This window comes from Acidithiobacillus sp. (assembly GCF_023229925.1).
In the GTDB taxonomy this organism is placed as follows: Bacteria; Pseudomonadota; Gammaproteobacteria; order Acidithiobacillales; family Acidithiobacillaceae; genus Acidithiobacillus.
Window position 1 is genome coordinate 16364 of the sequence record NZ_JALNYM010000001.1, and the last position, 15565, is coordinate 31928.

At 50.4% G+C, this 15565-nt stretch carries 26 protein-coding genes and 1 pseudogene; 13 read left to right on the plus strand and 14 right to left on the minus strand.

Going from position 1 to position 15565, the window contains the following annotated elements:
- Position 1 precedes the first annotated feature (1 nt).
- The 9 genes from M0P56_RS00095 to M0P56_RS00135 all read left to right on the plus strand — a co-directional run bounded on the left by M0P56_RS00095 (position 2) and on the right by M0P56_RS00135 (position 7895).
- Entirely contained in the window at positions 2–280 is a 279-nt protein-coding gene (locus M0P56_RS00095; RefSeq protein WP_291508024.1) for a hypothetical protein, read from the plus strand.
- A gap of 10 nt (positions 281–290) precedes the next feature.
- Complete coding sequence (locus M0P56_RS00100) at positions 291–1247, plus strand: DUF932 domain-containing protein (protein WP_291508025.1); 957 nt, start codon at positions 291–293, stop codon at positions 1245–1247.
- Positions 1248–1323: 76 nt separating this feature from the next.
- The gene (locus M0P56_RS00105; RefSeq protein ID WP_291508026.1) at positions 1324–2271 is read left to right on the plus strand and encodes a lambda-exonuclease family protein; all 948 of its coding nucleotides are present in this window, start codon (positions 1324–1326) and stop codon (positions 2269–2271) included.
- Between the two features lies 1 nt (position 2272).
- Entirely contained in the window at positions 2273–3136 is an 864-nt protein-coding gene (locus M0P56_RS00110; RefSeq protein WP_291508027.1) for a hypothetical protein, read from the plus strand.
- A gap of 402 nt (positions 3137–3538) precedes the next feature.
- Entirely contained in the window at positions 3539–4240 is a 702-nt protein-coding gene (locus tag M0P56_RS00115; RefSeq protein WP_291508028.1) for a hypothetical protein, read from the plus strand.
- 76 nt (positions 4241–4316) lie between these two features.
- On the plus strand, positions 4317–4541 hold the full coding sequence (locus M0P56_RS00120) for a hypothetical protein (protein WP_291508029.1): 225 nt from the start codon (positions 4317–4319) through the stop codon (positions 4539–4541).
- The gene (locus tag M0P56_RS00125) at positions 4538–5674 is read left to right on the plus strand and encodes a hypothetical protein (RefSeq protein ID WP_291508030.1); all 1137 of its coding nucleotides are present in this window, start codon (positions 4538–4540) and stop codon (positions 5672–5674) included. Before M0P56_RS00120 ends, M0P56_RS00125 begins: the two co-directional genes overlap by 4 nt.
- 27 nt (positions 5675–5701) lie before the next feature.
- Positions 5702–6370, plus strand: a complete 669-nt coding sequence (locus M0P56_RS00130) for a hypothetical protein (RefSeq protein WP_291508031.1) — start codon at positions 5702–5704, stop codon at positions 6368–6370.
- Positions 6371–6458: 88 nt separating this feature from the next.
- Entirely contained in the window at positions 6459–7895 is a 1437-nt protein-coding gene (locus tag M0P56_RS00135; protein ID WP_291508032.1) for a CsgG/HfaB family protein, read from the plus strand.
- 102 nt (positions 7896–7997) lie between these two features.
- Here M0P56_RS00135 and M0P56_RS00140 read toward each other — a convergent pair.
- The 6 genes and pseudogenes from M0P56_RS00140 to M0P56_RS00165 all read right to left on the minus strand — a co-directional run.
- Positions 7998–8261, minus strand: a pseudogene (locus M0P56_RS00140) (DEAD/DEAH box helicase family protein); the annotation flags it as partial.
- Positions 8262–8279: 18 nt separating this feature from the next.
- On the minus strand, positions 8280–9062 hold the full coding sequence (locus M0P56_RS00145; RefSeq protein WP_291508033.1) for a type I restriction endonuclease: 783 nt from the start codon (positions 9060–9062) through the stop codon (positions 8280–8282).
- Between the two features lie 3 nt (positions 9063–9065).
- Positions 9066–9347, minus strand: a complete 282-nt coding sequence (locus M0P56_RS00150) for a type II toxin-antitoxin system RelE/ParE family toxin (RefSeq protein WP_215877056.1) — start codon at positions 9345–9347, stop codon at positions 9066–9068.
- Complete coding sequence (locus M0P56_RS00155) at positions 9337–9591, minus strand: type II toxin-antitoxin system Phd/YefM family antitoxin (RefSeq protein ID WP_014029619.1); 255 nt, start codon at positions 9589–9591, stop codon at positions 9337–9339. Before M0P56_RS00155 ends, M0P56_RS00150 begins: the two co-directional genes overlap by 11 nt.
- 173 nt (positions 9592–9764) lie before the next feature.
- On the minus strand, positions 9765–10091 hold the full coding sequence (locus M0P56_RS00160; RefSeq protein ID WP_291508034.1) for a hypothetical protein: 327 nt from the start codon (positions 10089–10091) through the stop codon (positions 9765–9767).
- Positions 10092–10142: 51 nt separating this feature from the next.
- Positions 10143–10451 (minus strand): tryptophan-rich sensory protein, encoded by a 309-nt coding sequence (locus M0P56_RS00165; protein ID WP_291508035.1) that lies wholly within the window; start codon positions 10449–10451, stop codon positions 10143–10145.
- 300 nt (positions 10452–10751) lie between these two features.
- Here M0P56_RS00165 and M0P56_RS00170 point away from each other — a divergent pair, with 300 nt between their 5' ends.
- Both M0P56_RS00170 and M0P56_RS00175 read left to right on the plus strand, forming a co-directional pair.
- Complete coding sequence (locus M0P56_RS00170) at positions 10752–11048, plus strand: CopG family ribbon-helix-helix protein (protein WP_291508036.1); 297 nt, start codon at positions 10752–10754, stop codon at positions 11046–11048.
- Positions 11036–11347, plus strand: a complete 312-nt coding sequence (locus M0P56_RS00175) for a type II toxin-antitoxin system RelE/ParE family toxin (protein WP_291508037.1) — start codon at positions 11036–11038, stop codon at positions 11345–11347. The genes M0P56_RS00170 and M0P56_RS00175 overlap by 13 nt, the downstream gene beginning before the upstream one ends.
- A gap of 131 nt (positions 11348–11478) precedes the next feature.
- Here the strand turns inward: M0P56_RS00175 and M0P56_RS00180 are convergent, their stop codons facing one another.
- On the minus strand, positions 11479–11835 hold the full coding sequence (locus tag M0P56_RS00180; RefSeq protein ID WP_291508038.1) for a hypothetical protein: 357 nt from the start codon (positions 11833–11835) through the stop codon (positions 11479–11481).
- On the opposite strand from M0P56_RS00180, the gene M0P56_RS00185 reads away from it, so the two are divergent.
- Together M0P56_RS00185 and M0P56_RS00190 are read left to right on the plus strand one after the other, a co-directional pair.
- Positions 11826–11942 carry a type II toxin-antitoxin system RelE/ParE family toxin gene (locus tag M0P56_RS00185; RefSeq protein WP_291508039.1) on the plus strand — a complete coding sequence of 39 codons (117 nt, stop codon included), beginning with the start codon at positions 11826–11828 and terminating at the stop codon, positions 11940–11942. The genes M0P56_RS00180 and M0P56_RS00185 overlap by 10 nt on opposite strands.
- Positions 11943–11958: 16 nt before the next feature.
- The gene (locus M0P56_RS00190) at positions 11959–12111 is read left to right on the plus strand and encodes a hypothetical protein (RefSeq protein ID WP_291508040.1); all 153 of its coding nucleotides are present in this window, start codon (positions 11959–11961) and stop codon (positions 12109–12111) included.
- Between the two features lie 18 nt (positions 12112–12129).
- Here M0P56_RS00190 and M0P56_RS00195 read toward each other — a convergent pair whose 3' ends face one another.
- From M0P56_RS00195 to M0P56_RS00220, 7 genes are all read right to left on the minus strand, one after another.
- Positions 12130–12828 carry a CDGSH iron-sulfur domain-containing protein gene (locus tag M0P56_RS00195; RefSeq protein ID WP_291508041.1) on the minus strand — a complete coding sequence of 233 codons (699 nt, stop codon included), beginning with the start codon at positions 12826–12828 and terminating at the stop codon, positions 12130–12132.
- 65 nt (positions 12829–12893) lie between these two features.
- Positions 12894–13592 (minus strand): pirin family protein, encoded by a 699-nt coding sequence (locus M0P56_RS00200; protein ID WP_291508042.1) that lies wholly within the window; start codon positions 13590–13592, stop codon positions 12894–12896.
- Between the two features lie 264 nt (positions 13593–13856).
- Positions 13857–13988, minus strand: coding sequence for a hypothetical protein (locus M0P56_RS00205; RefSeq protein ID WP_291508043.1), 132 nt, complete (start codon positions 13986–13988; stop codon positions 13857–13859).
- A 147-nt stretch (positions 13989–14135) separates the two neighbouring features.
- The gene (locus M0P56_RS00210) at positions 14136–14723 is read right to left on the minus strand and encodes an FUSC family protein (protein WP_291508044.1); all 588 of its coding nucleotides are present in this window, start codon (positions 14721–14723) and stop codon (positions 14136–14138) included.
- A gap of 39 nt (positions 14724–14762) precedes the next feature.
- Positions 14763–15275 (minus strand): HugZ family protein, encoded by a 513-nt coding sequence (locus M0P56_RS00215; RefSeq protein ID WP_291508045.1) that lies wholly within the window; start codon positions 15273–15275, stop codon positions 14763–14765.
- A gap of 9 nt (positions 15276–15284) precedes the next feature.
- Positions 15285–15392, minus strand: coding sequence for a tryptophan-rich sensory protein (locus M0P56_RS12345; RefSeq protein ID WP_366110254.1), 108 nt, complete (start codon positions 15390–15392; stop codon positions 15285–15287).
- A gap of 30 nt (positions 15393–15422) precedes the next feature.
- Positions 15423–15548 carry a winged helix-turn-helix domain-containing protein gene (locus M0P56_RS00220; RefSeq protein WP_291509240.1) on the minus strand — a complete coding sequence of 42 codons (126 nt, stop codon included), beginning with the start codon at positions 15546–15548 and terminating at the stop codon, positions 15423–15425.
- Positions 15549–15565: the final 17 nt, after the last annotated feature.

Here is a 15565-nt window from a genome sequence, read left to right on the forward strand (position 1 = left end):
TATGAACTTCGTGGAATTGCAGAGTAATTTTAGTATGGTCACGCTGCGGCTATTCGGGAGTCCACGCAGATTGTTTTACCTTCCGTGGAATCTCAGAGGAATTTTAGTGTGTCGCTATTGGTGGCTTATTTTAGAAGAAATAGCAATTGCTTGGTATAAGAAATATGGAGCAATATCGCTCATTTTACTGAGGGGTGGAATCATGGCTTTTTTATACGCGTTGCGTTTCTGGTTATCTCTGGCACTGCAGGTGCTGGAACGTTTTGTTGGCCGCATTTAAGGAGAGCGTCATGGCACATTTAGTAGAGAGTATGGCATTTGTAAGGGAAACCCCCTGGCATGGTTTGGGGAACCGCTTGCCAGATAAGCAGCCTTTGGAAGTCTGGCTGGAAGCGGCGGGCATGGATTGGGAAATCAAGACCACGGACGTGCTGTTTCGGGTCGGTACGGGGAATAACTTCAATGTCCATCCCAATCCTGATGCCAAGGTGCTGTATCGTTCGGATACTTTGGCGCCTCTGTCGGTGGTATCCCCCCGTTACAAGGTGGTGCAGCCCAAAGAGATTCTTGAGTTTTACCGGGATCTGGTGTCCTTGGGCGGTTTTGAGCTGGAAACGGCGGGTGTTCTCAAGGAGGGTAAAAAACTTTGGGCACTAGCCAAGACGGGTGAAGAGATGCTGCTTAAGGGCGGTGACCGGGTAAAGGGCTATCTGCTTCTGGCTACCAGCTGTGACGGGACCCTCGCCACTACAGCCCAATTCACCTCTGTTCGGGTCGTTTGCAATAACACTCTACAGATCGCCACAAATGATCGGGAGGGTGCTATCAAAGTCCCGCACTCAACCAAGTTTGACCCCCTTGTCGTAAAGCAGGCTCTGGGTGTGGGTGCCTCAGCCTGGGATGCCTTTGCAGAGAAAGCGCAGGCTTTGTCCGGTAGAAAGGTCAACCGCCTGGATGTGACCAAATATTTGATTGACGTGCTGGGGGATCGCAATGCCCCCATTGCCGAGCAGCCCAATGAAAAGGCCCTGAAATCGGTGATTGATTTGTTTGCCGGTCAGGGTAAGGGCAGCACCCTCAGTTCCGCAGAGGGTACGGCCTGGGGCTTGATCAATGCGGTCACAGAATATGTGGACCATCATCGCCGGGCACGGAGCCAGGATTACCGTTTGGACTCAGCCTGGTTTGGTCAGGGGGCGGGCATCAAGGAAAAGGCGTGGATGGAGGCGCTGAAGTTGGTGGCCTGAAACACGACAAGCAGCGGCAATACACCACGACCTTCAAGGATTGTCCTTGAGGGTCTTTTCACGTCTGGAGGTCATCATGAGTGCAGTGAAATTAGTATCTACGAAGGAAATGAACAGGGATGAGTGGCTGCGATGGCGTAACCGTGGCATTGGCTCCAGTGATGCGCCGGTGGCCGTGGGCGTGTCCCGCTACAAGTCCCCGCTGGAATTGTGGATGGAGAAGACCGGCAGAAAGATCCAGGAGGATATTTCCAATAAGGACGCAGTGTTCTGGGGCACAACCCTGGAACCTATCGTGGCCAACGTTTACGCGGAAAAGACCGGCAAAAAGGTACGTAGGGTAAATTCAGTCCTGCAGCATCCGGAATATCCCTTCATGCTGGCGAATCTAGATCGGATCGTGGAAGGCGGTGGCGTGTTGGAAATCAAAACCGCTGGGTTACGCAGTCAGGGCCAATGGGAGGAAGGGGTGCCGCTGGCCTACCAGATTCAGGTGCTGCATCAGCTGGCCGTAACCGGCAAGGCATGGGCGGACGTGGCTGTGCTCATTGGTGGTCAGGAATTCCGTATTTATCGGATTGAGCGGGATGAGGAGCGTATTGCCCAATTGGTGGATATGGAGAAAACCTTCTGGGACCACGTAGAGCAGGAAACAGCGCCGGAGGTAGATGGGTCGGAATCCAGCAACCGGGCGCTGGCACTACTGTATCCCCGCACTGCCGCCGTCATGGTGGACTACACCGAACGGAAGGAAATGAACACCCTTTTCAAGACCCTGCTGGAGGCCCGACAGAGTACAAAAGCCGCAGAGAACAACGAGGCCCTTCTGGAACAGAAGGTCAAGGAGGCCATCGGGTTTGCTGAGGGAGCCATATTCACCCAAGGCAAGGCGATGTGGAAGCTGAGCAAGCCCAGCCGGAGCCTGGACACGAAAAAACTCACCCAGGAACACCCCGAGCTGACAGCACCCTATTGGGGCGAAAAGCCTGGCAGCAGACGGTTCACTGTTATGGAAGGAGACTGAAATGATTAAAGGACTAGCAATAACCCCGCCGGTAATAGGGCGGATTGCCATCGGCAAAGTGCTGGAGAAAAACGGCAAGCGTTTACCCGAGAAGGATGATGCCTTTACGATTACGACGCAGGTGCAGCAACGGGGCGAGTGGATATTGCATCCTCTCCACAATAGCCTAATTGCACAGCAGGACGGCGGAAAGCTGAGGAGTATTCCCGTCACATTGCTGTTCAACGACCCGGACCTGAACTTGAGAGCAGAGTACAGCCTGTTCGACAGGACTACGGGCAGGCCGGTGTGTGTCGGTAATGGTGAGGTGGCCAGGCGCAGCACACGGGACGGGTTCAAGAGCATTCCCTGCCCCGGCCCGCAAGGTTGTGCCCTGGGCTCTGAATTGGGCTGCAAGCCCTATGGCAGACTCAACGTGCAGATAGAAGGTCAAGAGGATGATCTGGGCAGCTTTATGTTCCGGACGACAGGTTATAACAGCATCCGGACGCTGGCGGCACGGCTGCAGTATTTGAATGCCGTTAGTGGTGGGAGGGCCCGGTTTCTGCCTCTGTCCTTGAAGCTGAGAGCCAAGAGCACGGCGCAGTCCCATCGGACCCCTGTGTATTATGTGGACATGGTATTCAGGGATGGGGTAGAGTCAAAGAAAATGCTTATGGATGCCAAGGAGCTAGCTGGGCAGTCTGGGGAGTACGTCGAGGCCCTGGAGGCAGCTGCTAGAGCTGGACTGGGTAATGGTGCGTTTGAAGAGACCGAGGACGAGGGTGCAGAGGTAGTGGAAGAGTTCTTTCCTGCGGGTGAGGATACTCATGTTGCTGAGAGTGTTTCTGGGTTGACGGCAATGCAAACGAGACGAGTGGGCTGACTTGGGTGCCCCTGGGAGATGGGTTCTCTTGGGGGCTTAGCTTATACCGAACGGTGTTATTTCTATGGCATAGGACGAGTCGAAGTTATCGCTATGGGCGAGTCAGAAGCTACAGAAAATACCAAGAAATATATATAAAAGGGTAATCAAAGTAAACTTATGCCAAAAATAAATAGATGCTGCCGCGCATCATTGATAAACAACACCAACAGATTAAAGAGATTCATAATAGTCGGCGCTACATCATTTTTTATATGTGCAGGCACAGCACAAGCTGTTGACGTGTATTATGTCACTGAGAATGGTGGGGGCTTCGGATTCGCCGGGAAATATTCGGACATATCGAAACTATATCCTCTCGCCGCAAAGTCGGTTGTCCTGCCAGAATTTAGAAGAGACCTGTTGAATCACGTTCAGCAGACAACCCCGTCAGGATATGATCTAAAGATAAACACGCTAAGTAATAATGCCGATAGTTATACCAAATCTATCGTGCTTGATATGGTCTTAGATGGTGAAACGGTTTCCATAGAGCAGTATGATGTAGATGGAACTCCAGTATATAAACTAGATATACTTTTGCATGCTGAGGCCATTTTCTTTGATTACGCAAAGAAAACAATCCTTACAACTGTGCCAATTAGTGAAGAATATATTGGGACGGTCGATCAATATCCAAGTATGTCTGATGAGCAAGAGGCAGTGAATCAGGCTTTGTTTGAAAATCATGGCAACAACTTGGTAGAACGTTTCGCAGCTTCCATATCCACAGCTGACCTGCCGAAGGGTATAGTCAAATTTGCTCAGGTTACTAAAGTAACCATAGCACCAAGAGCGCAAGTATCAATCAATAATCATCCAGAAATGGGATGGTCTAACAGACAGATGTCTAATAATGCGGTCGCCAACGAATTTAGCTCCGCCGTAGACTCCATTGCTGGAATACCACTAGAGCCATACGCAATAGATAGTGCAACAGGTCAAATGGCTGTGGCATTTAGCAACACCTCTTCCTATAACTTTACACTACTTTACACTTCCGACCCCAAGTTATCATATACATATCACTGTGGACGGATTCAAGAATGTTCCATACCAATCTAGTGCGGCAGGTTACTCGCAAATATACGGGGCATTCGTTCATATCAAGGTGGTTGACCCCCTTCTAAACGATGTCTACATGGATGCAGCATTTAAAAATGGGGTTATTAAAATAATCCCAGAAACTCAAGTAACCGTGGCTACAGGACCCGCCTATCAAGCTGCCTTGCGGGGCTTGTTTATTAAATTGGCTAAAGCACTCAACGGATCTAACGAAAAATGGGTTGCTTCAGCGTCTTCCACACCTGGCATCAAGAGAATGCTTTCCAACACCAATAACGCACTGGAGTCTTGCAAGCAATGAAAAGAGCAATATTACTTATAACGCTGTCATCCGTAACAGGTGTTGCGTATGCTAATGGTGGTATAAACGACATACAGGGCATGGGGTCCATTACCTACGCTGGAAGACATGTTACGGCCCAGGATAAGCAACATGCCTTTCAAAAGGCAGAACAAAATGCAGTAATCCGTTATTATGCTGAAAAGGGCGACTCATCCACCGCCAACTTTTCCAGCGTACAACAATCTGTCATGAATAATCTTCCTAATTATGTTCTAGGTACATCAGTGATCTCCCAGGTGGAACACAAAAGTTTACACATGTACCAGATATCCCTCCAGGTGCAACTTAATACTTCTCTGCTGGATAATGCTTTAAGGTCGGCATCTTCTGTGGGTCAATCCCCAGGATACAAGAAGACCCAGATTGGATTCTTTTTTGTGGCAAGGCAAATAGCGTCAGCGAAAGATTTTAGTGCGCGCAGATATCAAAGAACCGATACAGGATTTCAGCAGAATCTGGGGCTGGCGAAAACCAACGTCGGTGAGGAGTCTCAAAATATAAATGGTGGCTCTATAGGGGTTGGGTCAAACGATCGGAGAACAGAGGATTTCTCTGATCACACGTCTCAAACGGTAGTATCTGGTGGAAGTCAGTTACGGCAGAGCACCAAATACAAGTACAAGCTTATCACCGCCCAATCTATTAAGAGCATTTTCACTGGAGATTTTGCGCAGGCAGGATTCTCTCTTGTTTCAGCATCTCAAGTTGCATCAAGATCTGATGGTCTAATAAATATAAATGAAATAAAAAATGAGTATAAGATTGGAAGAGATATCAAGCCGAAAACACGCGATGATATGATAAAGGGCATGCAACTAGTGCAAATACCTTATTTGGCCATAGGTAGCATGAGAGTTGGGCTTCCAATCACGGACCCTAATACAGGGTTGAAGGAAATAACAGTTACAGTAGATGCAACGATGTATAATGTCGAGTCGCGTTTTGCAACTGTTATTGCTGCTGTTGGACCAGAACAGTTTTCTGGCCTAGGACCCACTCAGGGTATCGCACTGACGAATGCGATTAAGAATGCGGCCAACAAAACTGCATTAGATATGGTGTCTCGTCTGAATGAACAATCTGTTAATTAACAACCTACCTACTAGGAGCTACTGAATATGAAAAAAACAACTTTTGTCTTAGCCGCCATCCTTGCTGCTCTCCCTATTTCAGCCTCAGCTGGGTTGTTTGGCTCAGTGGCTAACGCTGTTACCGGAGGCGGATCGGCGCAGTCCTCTGGCGATCCGGTTGCGGCCAGCAATCAGCTTGTTGGTCAGTATGTTGCCGGAAATATTTCTGTTCTTACCGCCCAGAAAGATATGGCTCAGGCATTACACCTCAAGGGTCAGGTGGCTACGATCAAGGCCACTTTGACATCCCTGAAAACAGGTGCAGCAGGCAAAGTCGGTAAATCAGGGCTTGAGCATGCAGGTACAATCATTGGTGGAAGTTCCAAAGCTATCGCTGAAGCACAAGCCAAGAAGCCGATATTGTCTGCTGAAGACAAGATTGATTATGCAAAAGGTCTAGGCAGCCTTGGTGGTGGCATTCTCCATTATGTCGGCATGAAGAACGCCGCCAGTTCCTTCTCTTCTTCTGTGTCATCGTTGTCGCCAATGACTGCGGCACAAGACGCATCAGCACTCTCTTCGGGGCTTTATGTAGTAAAGTCTTTACCATCCAGCATTAGCAACCTTGGCAGCTCATTAAATGAAGCTGTCTCTTTTGCAAAAAGCAATAAAATCGCTGTACCAGCCAGTGCTACAAACGCATTGGGGTCATTATAAATAAACCATAGTCGCAGGAGCGAATATAGTTTTTGCTCTCGGGGAGGGGTTGATATTCCCCTTCCCCATATTTTTAATCGGGGGGAAAATGATACAAAACCGGATGGCATATAGTTTGCCAATCGCTTTACTGCTTTTAACCAGCTGTGCAAAACATGAAAACCATAATGCCTCGACTTCTGCCGCTTCGAGTAGCACCCCGTCATCACCTTATGCCGCACCCGTTCCGAACGCAGGCCATATTACTACTGTCAAAGTTACAGCTACAGGTACAGGCCTTACACGCAACGATGCCATCAATGATGCGGTTAAAAATGCAATACTGCAAGAGTATGGCGAGAAAGTTAACTTTGATTCCATAAAGTATAAAGCCGCAATCCATATTGCTGATAACATGAAAACCAGGAATATTGAAGCCGAGGTCTCCGGTTCTGCTGTTAAAAATGAAACAAATGGATTGTTAAATTCGCTGAAAATTGTAAAAATAAAGAAGCCAGAGCTGTTTGGTTTTCTAGGCAAAAGCTATACGGCCACAATAGAGGCTTCATTCCCTAAGTTTCAGAGTCAAAAATCTCCTAATCTGCTGAAGATCGTTATTGGAACCATTAAAACGCCAAATTCGACCTTTACAGTTGGTGGTCAATCTGTCCCGTCCACCAAGGTTACTAATGATATACGCCAGCAACTAGTTACCGCACTTAGTCAGACCGGTCGTTTTGTTGTTTTGGATCGTGGTGACAATGCGGAAATAGATAGTGAGCTTTCACTCATCACTAACGGTCAAACGCCAAGCGCCGACTATGCGAAGCTTGGTCAGGAAACAAGTGCAGATGTGATTTGGTCTGGAACCATCAACAATCTAGGATATTATAGGCATGCACAAAACCTATCTATATCTAGTAGACAGCTCGTTAGTTATTCTGGTGGATGGTCTTTGTCTGAAAAACTGGTTGATGTTACCAATCGCCAGATTATGACTGCCGATACTATTCAGGGTGCCATTCCATCAATATCTCCTACTACACTCGGCACAAACTTTAGTGCCTCGTCTACATTGCAGAATATGGAAAATAGTATAGTCCACAAAATCATTGCCTCTATTCTCATGCGAGAATATCCTATTACAATTCTCCAAAAAAATGGGGACCAAGTAGTATTAAGTCAGGGTGGAGAGTCAGTCGAAAAGGGAGCCTTATATCGTGTCGTAGCTATGGGCCAAGAGATGAAAGATCCTCAAACTGGACAAGACCTCGGGCGGACTCAAACGCCTTTCGGAAAGGTTGTGATAGATCGGGTCACTCCAACATTATCTTACGGTCATCTTGTAAATGTAGATTCTGGTAATTCTAGCGTTGCACCCGGTGAGTTGCAAATCGGTAGGATGTTAAGTTCCTCCTACCATGCGCAAAGCCAATCCGTTCCGAGCCAAGTGTCTACCGTAGCTACGCCTTCTTACCACCCCAACATTCAGCAACCAAGTGTGGATGCCAAGCCTGAGACAAAGAAACACAATAGTAATTGGTAGCAACATTTTGAGGGCCATAAAGCATTTATGGCCCTCGTATATTCCTGTGGTAAAACTCACCGCCACATAGCCGAAAGAGACCCCCGTGGCGTCTCTGGAGGCGAATTTGTGGATCAGGGAGCAAAGGAGCCAGTTCTCGGCGCTGTTCAACTGGTCAATGAGATCTGCCCCACTTTTGGTGCGGATGATCTTTTCGTCCACCCCCAGGAACACCTTTTCAATCTGTTCGTCCAGTTCGGTGCGGTCGGTGCGGTCGGTGATAATGAGTACCCGTGCGTCGGTAATATTTTCCCGAATCCACTTGGCCAGCCAGACCATGGTGAGGCTTTTGCCGCTGCCCTGGGTGTGCCAGACAATGCCGCCCATGTGTCGGCGAATCTGTTCCTAGGAAGCCTTTACCCCGAAATACTGATTGTGGCGGGGGGTCTTTTTGATTCCGGCATCAAAGACGATGAAGTCGTGAACGAGCTCCAGGAAGCGGGCCTTGCTGCAGAGCTGGGTCAGGTGCCGGTCCAGGAGGTTTTCTATGGGGCTGGGTTCTTTCCAGCTGCGGTAATATTTTTCAGGGGTGCCGATGGTGCCGTAACGGACGCCTTCCGTGTCGTTACCGGCCAAAAGCAACTGCAGCGGGGCAAAGAAGCGTTCTATGAACTCCACCTTCTGGTTGTCCAGGTGCTGCCGAATGCCTTCCGTTATGGAGATCGTAGAGCGTTTGAGTTCAATGATGCCGAGGGCAATACCATTCACGTAAAGGACCAGATCCGGACGCTTATCGTGGGTGCCTTTGACGGTCACTTCTTCGGCCAGGCCAAAATGATTGTTTTCAGGGTGCTTCCAGTCGATGAGCCAGACCGTCTGGGTTTGCTCTCCGGTATCGGCTTTGACCTTGACGCCGTAACGGAGCAGGCCATGGACGGCCCGGTTGACGTTGTAGAGGGGCTGGGTGCTGTCTCCGGCTATGGTTTGCAGTTCGTGGAGGGCGCGGGAAATGAGGGCGGTGGTATAGCCTTGTTTTTGGAGGTAGCGGGTCAGGAGGGTTTCTTCAATGGGCCGGTTGTCGGGCCGGTCTTTCCAGTTGCCGAGGTATTGGTAGCCGAGGGTGTGCTGGAAGAGATGAATGATCCGGTCTTGGGCGTGTCTTTCTCGGGCACCGATGGGGGCTGGCATGGGTTAGCGTCCTTTGGCTTTGTGATAGGCGACAGAGCCTTCCCGCTTGCCTACCGCCAGGACCAACACTTGGACTTCCGTTTCCATCACTTGGTAGATCAAGCGATAGCCTATGCTGCGGAGTTTGATCTTGTAGCGATCCGGGTGGCCCTGCAGTTGAGCGGAAGGGACGCGTGGGTGCACTAAGCGTTCTGCCAGTTTCTTTTTGAATGGGGCACGGACGCTATGGTCCAAGGCCTGCCATTCTTTGAGGGCAGAGGGATGAAAAGTGAGCTCATAAGGCATCCAGCGACACCTTGATCGGGGTTTGGCCATCCTTCAGACGGCTTTCCGCCAAAGCGTTCAGCTCCAAATCTTCCAGATGTTCCAGGAGTGCAGCATAGGTAGCGGCTGGGACACAGTAAAAAGCCGGTTCGTTGCGGTTGAGAATGGCCACAGTAGCCCCTTCTCCTGCGGCCACGGTTCCCATAGGGTTCTTTTTGAGTTCGGAAACACTGGCAGCAACATCGGCAAGAATGACGTGGGTCATGGAAAGTCCCTCATAGTCTCTAAAAGACCGGTTAAGCGTACCATAATAAGTAGCCTAAAGGCCACGCGGCCATCAGGCCATACACCATTTAAATCACCTGGACCTGTCCGACTTCCCGTTATTGTTTTCTGCAAACCCCAGCGCCTGACTCATCAGCATGGCCAGGACAATGATCAGGGCCAAATCCTATGCGGTGGAATCCAGAGCAGATAGGCCAAGGCCACGGCTGCGCCAAATAGAGCGGAACCCATGGTCGAAAAGAAACTGCTGCGGGTAGTAACACGATCGTCCTTGTATACGGCCAACACCGTAACGGCGGCCCACAAGGCACCGACTACGGCTGCCCCGCCATGCAGCGGAGCCATCAGGTCAAACTCGTATCCCAGCAGGTAGGCCATGATCACCAGAATGGTAACGTAGACACTTCGGACGTACGCATCCCAGTGGTCTAGACGCTGTTCAGTCTCGTGGACTTTGCGACGTGCGGTTTCAGGCAACATGTGAACACGCTTCATGAATCAATATAGGCATAGAGGATATGCTCACCTCCCTCAACGGATATCTCGGTTCAGCCAATATATAGTCCAGTTCAAATACAACGCCACGAACAGCCATAGTCCATACGGAACCAGAAGCAGTGCCGCTATGGCTATGGAGTTGATCGCCGCAAAGACCCCTATGGCAGCCAGGACCAAGGCCAATAGTGTAATGGGAGAAATACCTGTTGCGTGCAAGGATTGATTGGCAAGACGGGCCCTACCGTTTTGCGCAAAAACCGGTTGGAGCACAGCATGGCAGAGAGAATTTGGATTTTCCGATCGACTGCTTTCTGCTTTGAGGAGTGCGAACTCTCGACTCATTACTGTCCTTTGCCCTGCGACTGCGAGCGACAGCAACGCAGCGGGAGCAGTCGTCCAGCGGACTGACCATCATGTTCTCGAAACTCGTCACCATGGCTGCAAACCTTAGCAGTCTTTTGAGAATGGTTTTCGAGAATTGCAACCCTTTGATTTGCTGTGAAACAATCACCGCCATCTGAAGACTCTCGAAAACGGTGGTTTGTGAGGAAAGACCGGATCAAATCCCACCCAGGTGGATTTTCATGATGGTTGAATAGGTATAATATACTAATACTAATGAATACCTCGGAGAGCTTGATCATGTCCACATCCGTCCCCCCTACCGTACCCATGGCGGTTAAGATAGATCTCGAAATGAAGGCGCGTATCCAGCGTCTGGGCGACGCCCGTCATCGTTCTATGCACTGGCTCATGAAAGAAGCGATCCGCCAGTTTGTGGAGAGGGAAGAGCAGCAGGAAGCGTTGCGGCAGGAAGGTATTCAGGCCTGGGAGGCCTATCAGGACACGGGGCTGCATGTCACGCAGGAAGAGGCCGATACCTGGATGGCGCGCTTGGAAGCCGGTGAAGACGTGGAGCCTCCCCATTGCCACGTCTGATCTGGTCCCCACCGGCGCTGCTGGATGTGCAGCGGCTGTACCGATTTCTGGCGGATCGGAACAAAGATGCTGCGCAACGTGCGGTCAAAACCATCCGGGCCGGAGTGAAAATACTAGCGGCACATCCAGAGGCGGGGCGTCCGGCGGAAAGCATGGAACCCGAATACCGGGAGTGGCTGATTGGTTTTGGTGGAAGCGGGTATGTGGCTCTGTATCGTTATGACGGGGAAACTGCATTGATCGTAGCTGTTCGGCACCAACGAGAGAGCACCCATCCAGAGATGTTAAGCGAACATTGAAACATGGACGGGTTGATGGACAGATTCAGGGCCGAAAAAGGCCCCGAAAGTGTCTAGAAACGAAGTGTTCAGAAAACCTTGGTTTTCAGGTGCGGCTTTGGTTTATTTATTTTATAAAATAAATATATCTTTTATGTGACGATCTTCAGCAGAGTACGGGCCATGTATTGACGCTGTCCAATATCCTTCTCTTTCAGAATCCAATCAACATAGAAGCGCCATTCAGACAAATCTACATCCTTAACAATTCCTATTGCCCTAACAGCAATAATTCCATCGCCTATCAGGCTCTTCTTTACAGCTATTCTATCGCCAGGTTTTACTTTCTTAAACCTTTTTCTTTGAGCGAGCACAGAGTTTCCCCCACCAAAAGAGCTTTCATAAATATCAATATTATCCCAACAATACCAGTACCATCTGTCCTCAAAGGTTGATAAGGAATCATCACTTCCACTGAACATTGCGCCAACAATCCCATATGCCGTCATTCTATCGGAACGGCCAATGGAGCATGCGCATCAATGATCAGTGGCGGATTTGCTTCGTATGGCGCGACAGCAACGCCTGGGACGTGGAGATCGTGGATTATCACTGATGGATGGAGGTATATCGTGAGCATTCGTGTGGAAGAGATCGAAAAGATGGATTTTTCCGATGTGGCGAATCTGCGCGCAGGTCGGTCTGCCTGTTGGCAGCCGCGCAGTGAACAGCGTATGCAAAGATTTTGCGAGGAAAACGCGGCATTGGCGTTGCTCCTCATTTGATGAATCATCACTACAGACTTAGGTTTCATCATTAAATCCGATCGACACGTGTGTGCCGTCGCAGAAAGGCTTGTTCTGAGAAGCACCGCAACGGCACAGGGTCATTCGGTTGCGCACTTCGTACTCGAAACCATCGGCCCCGATCAATTGCACTCCACCGCGCAACCACGCGGGTCCGGAACACGCCTTGGAGGGGTCTTCAATCAGTGCTATGGATGGCTCATATTCCGGCTCAATCGGTTTACCGGTGTTGTTGTCCCAGGCCACCAGTCGCCCCGATGGGCAGTCACAGGTCTGGTTGACGAAATGCCTGCTTTTCAGCGGGTCATCTGTTTCATAGACCAGACCCCATACCTGTCCGTGTGGATCACAGAAGCGCGCAAAAGCGCACAAACTCTCAACATCCGTCAATGACAGATTCTGGCCTCGTAAAGTCTTGGCCTGATCAATATAAGATTGGCGATTCGCAGCTTCAGTACCATCAAAGTCGGTTTTTAAATGTGAGCCATCGCAAAATGGCTTGTTCCTGCTGTGGCCACAACGGCACAATGCATACTGTTCCTGGGAAGGGTATTTCTGTCCCTGCTCCCACTTTATTGATTCTCCGGATGCGTTTACGCCGATGATCTCCTTGCTTAGCGGAACATCTCCAGAAACAATATATGGGCCATTCTTTGAAATTTGAACTTTCGCACCCATGACTTTATTTTGGCTCATCTGTACGCCTCCAATTGCTTTGTTGAGGTGAACAATCCTTTGGTGAGCAATGACGCCGGTCGTGCTTAGGCTATATCAAAGATCAGGGCCTCTGCTTCAGGCGCACCTGTCAATAAGATTGACGATTCATCAGTGATGCGCGCACCATCGCCGGCATGGAGGAGGTGACTGTTGACTTCAGCAGCGCCCGAAGCTAACTGCACGTAAGCCCGTCGACCGGGCGCCAACGTGTGAGTCACGCTGCTGCTTTTTTCCAGCACACTCGAGTAGATGCGGATATCCTGATGTACGGTGACTGAACCGTCGTGTCCGTCTGGAGACACCAGAAGACACAGCCGGTTGCGTTTATCATTGATGGGAAAATACTTCTGCTCATAGCTTGGAGCTAATCCGATAGTCTTGGGCAGGATCCAAATCTGGAGAAAATGTACCAGCTCGCTTTGTGACGCGTTGTACTCGCTATGGGTAACACCGGTTCCTGCGCTCATTCGCTGCACATCGCCAGGACTGATGATCGAACCGTTCCCCATGCTATCGCTGTGTTTCAGCGCGCCCTCCAGCACGTAACTGACGATTTCCATGTCGCGGTGCCCGTGCGTACCGAAACCTTGACCTGGCTGCACGCGATCTTCGTTAATGACACGCAGGCTGCCGAACTGCACATGATTTGGATCATGGTACTCGGCAAACGAGAACGTGTGGTAGCTATCGAGCCAACCGTGGTTGGCATGCCCGCGCTCTTCACTCTTGCGGATTTTGATCATCGGTTTCCCCCGTAAGGCCAAGACAGCAGCCAGAAAGTGAGCAACAGATCGCGCTCCAGTTCGTGCTTCTTCCGCAGCAAGGATCGTCGGAAGCTCTTATCAGAGTTTAGTCTACGGTGGGCCAGCAGCTTGAACTCATGGTGGTGAGTATGCATAGCCAGGCATCATTAAGCTAGCCGCCCGTCGGTTTTAGTTTCGGACCGCCGTCCATAGCCATTCAGTTCTGATATGAGAGCCATTGCAAAACCTCATTGGCGCGTATTCTCAGATAGCACTTTTGCGATGACCGGGCAATTTCTTCAAAGGCACAACCTCGGCAGTTTTCTTGAGTCCAGCAGCCACCAGAATGTAGCTTCTGCTCATCAGGGTGCAGGCGGCGATCCCGGCTTTCTTCACGGTGCATCTTCAGGCCAGCAGCAGGGTTACTCAGGTTCGGTATGCCCAGCGTCCTTTCTTGTGCATTACGTAGCGCTGTTCCCCACTGGCTCCCCATTCGGCTGCCATTTAGTGGGCTTTAATCACCTAGACCTGTCCGACTCCCCGTTATTGTTTATGGTGTTCTGCCTCTGCGCTCTTTTCTGGCTTTTCATCCAATCCGGGCAAATGTTCACCAAAATAACCACCGAGCAGACCGACCACCGCACCTATGAGCACCTCGGCCGTCCGCATAGCCGCGTTCACCCAGGGGGTTGAATTGTTTAAGTGGGAAAAGATGACGATGATCAGAAGTGTCGAGACCACTTGTCGCCCCCGATCTGCAAACCCCAGCAACTGACTTATCAGCATGGCTGGGACAATGACCAGGGCCAAATCCCACATATGCGGTGGAATCCAGAGCAGATAAGCCAAGGCCACGGCTGCGCCAAATAGAGCGGAACCCATGGTCGAAAAGAAGCTGCTGCGGGTAGTAACACGGTCGTCTTTGTATACGGCTAATACCGTAACGGCGGCCCACAAGGCACCGACTACGGCTGCTCCTCCATGCAGCGGAGCCATCAGGTCAAACTCGTATCCCAGCAGATAGGCCATGATCACCAGGATGGTAATGTAGATACTTCGGACATACGCATCCCAGTGGCCTAGACGCTGTTCAGTCTCGTGGACTTTGCGGCGTGCGGTTTCAGGCAACATGTTCATACGCTCCGACATGGCGGTGAGGTAAGCGCATTTTCAGTTCCCGGCAGACTTCCGGATATCGTCTGGACCTATCGGAGCGATAGAGTCACCCTTTAAGGTATAAGCCTTCCCGAACCCGGCGATATAACGCCCGGATAAAGGATCAAAAGCAAACAGGCGAAAGTCCGGTAACTGGAATAAGAGTTCCATGATGCCGCCGAACTTGGCCTTGAACTGTTCGTAGAGTATGTGACAAATTTCGGTCTCCCTGAAGATTTCATGGACATCGCAGGTATAGCTCACGCGCTTTCTGGCAAGCACCTGAGGGGCACCCTGTTCATCCGCGATGAACAGGATCCCCGTGGGCTTTTTAGCAGCCAGATGGGCCGTATGCGAGGAAAGTCCACTCACGGCAGTATAAAACTGACGAGTTGCCATATCATGAATAAATGGTGCTATAGATGCCTCTGGGAGACCTGCTGAATCCAGTGTTGCCAGAGTCATGGTTTGTGTATGGGCGATCAGATTGTTTATTTCAGTGGCAACGACTTCTGTGCTTTCCATCATGGTCACGCCTCACTCAACGGATTCTTCGGTTAAGCCAAAGAGTATGGTCCACACCACCGGAAAGACCCAAGGCGGGGGTGTAGAGCTGGCTTTTGCCCCGGCCCAGTTTATCAGCATCGTTGAAGTCGGTCACATTGATCACGCCGGTCAGGTCGTTGGGTTCGGCTGGGCGATGTCGCCCTTGGCTTTGCCTCTATCAGTAATATGCATTATACCCCGCTCGGTTGGATCCACGAGACTGGCCTGAGCAATGTAGGTTTTTGCCCACCCCACACGGGAGTCGGGGAGTT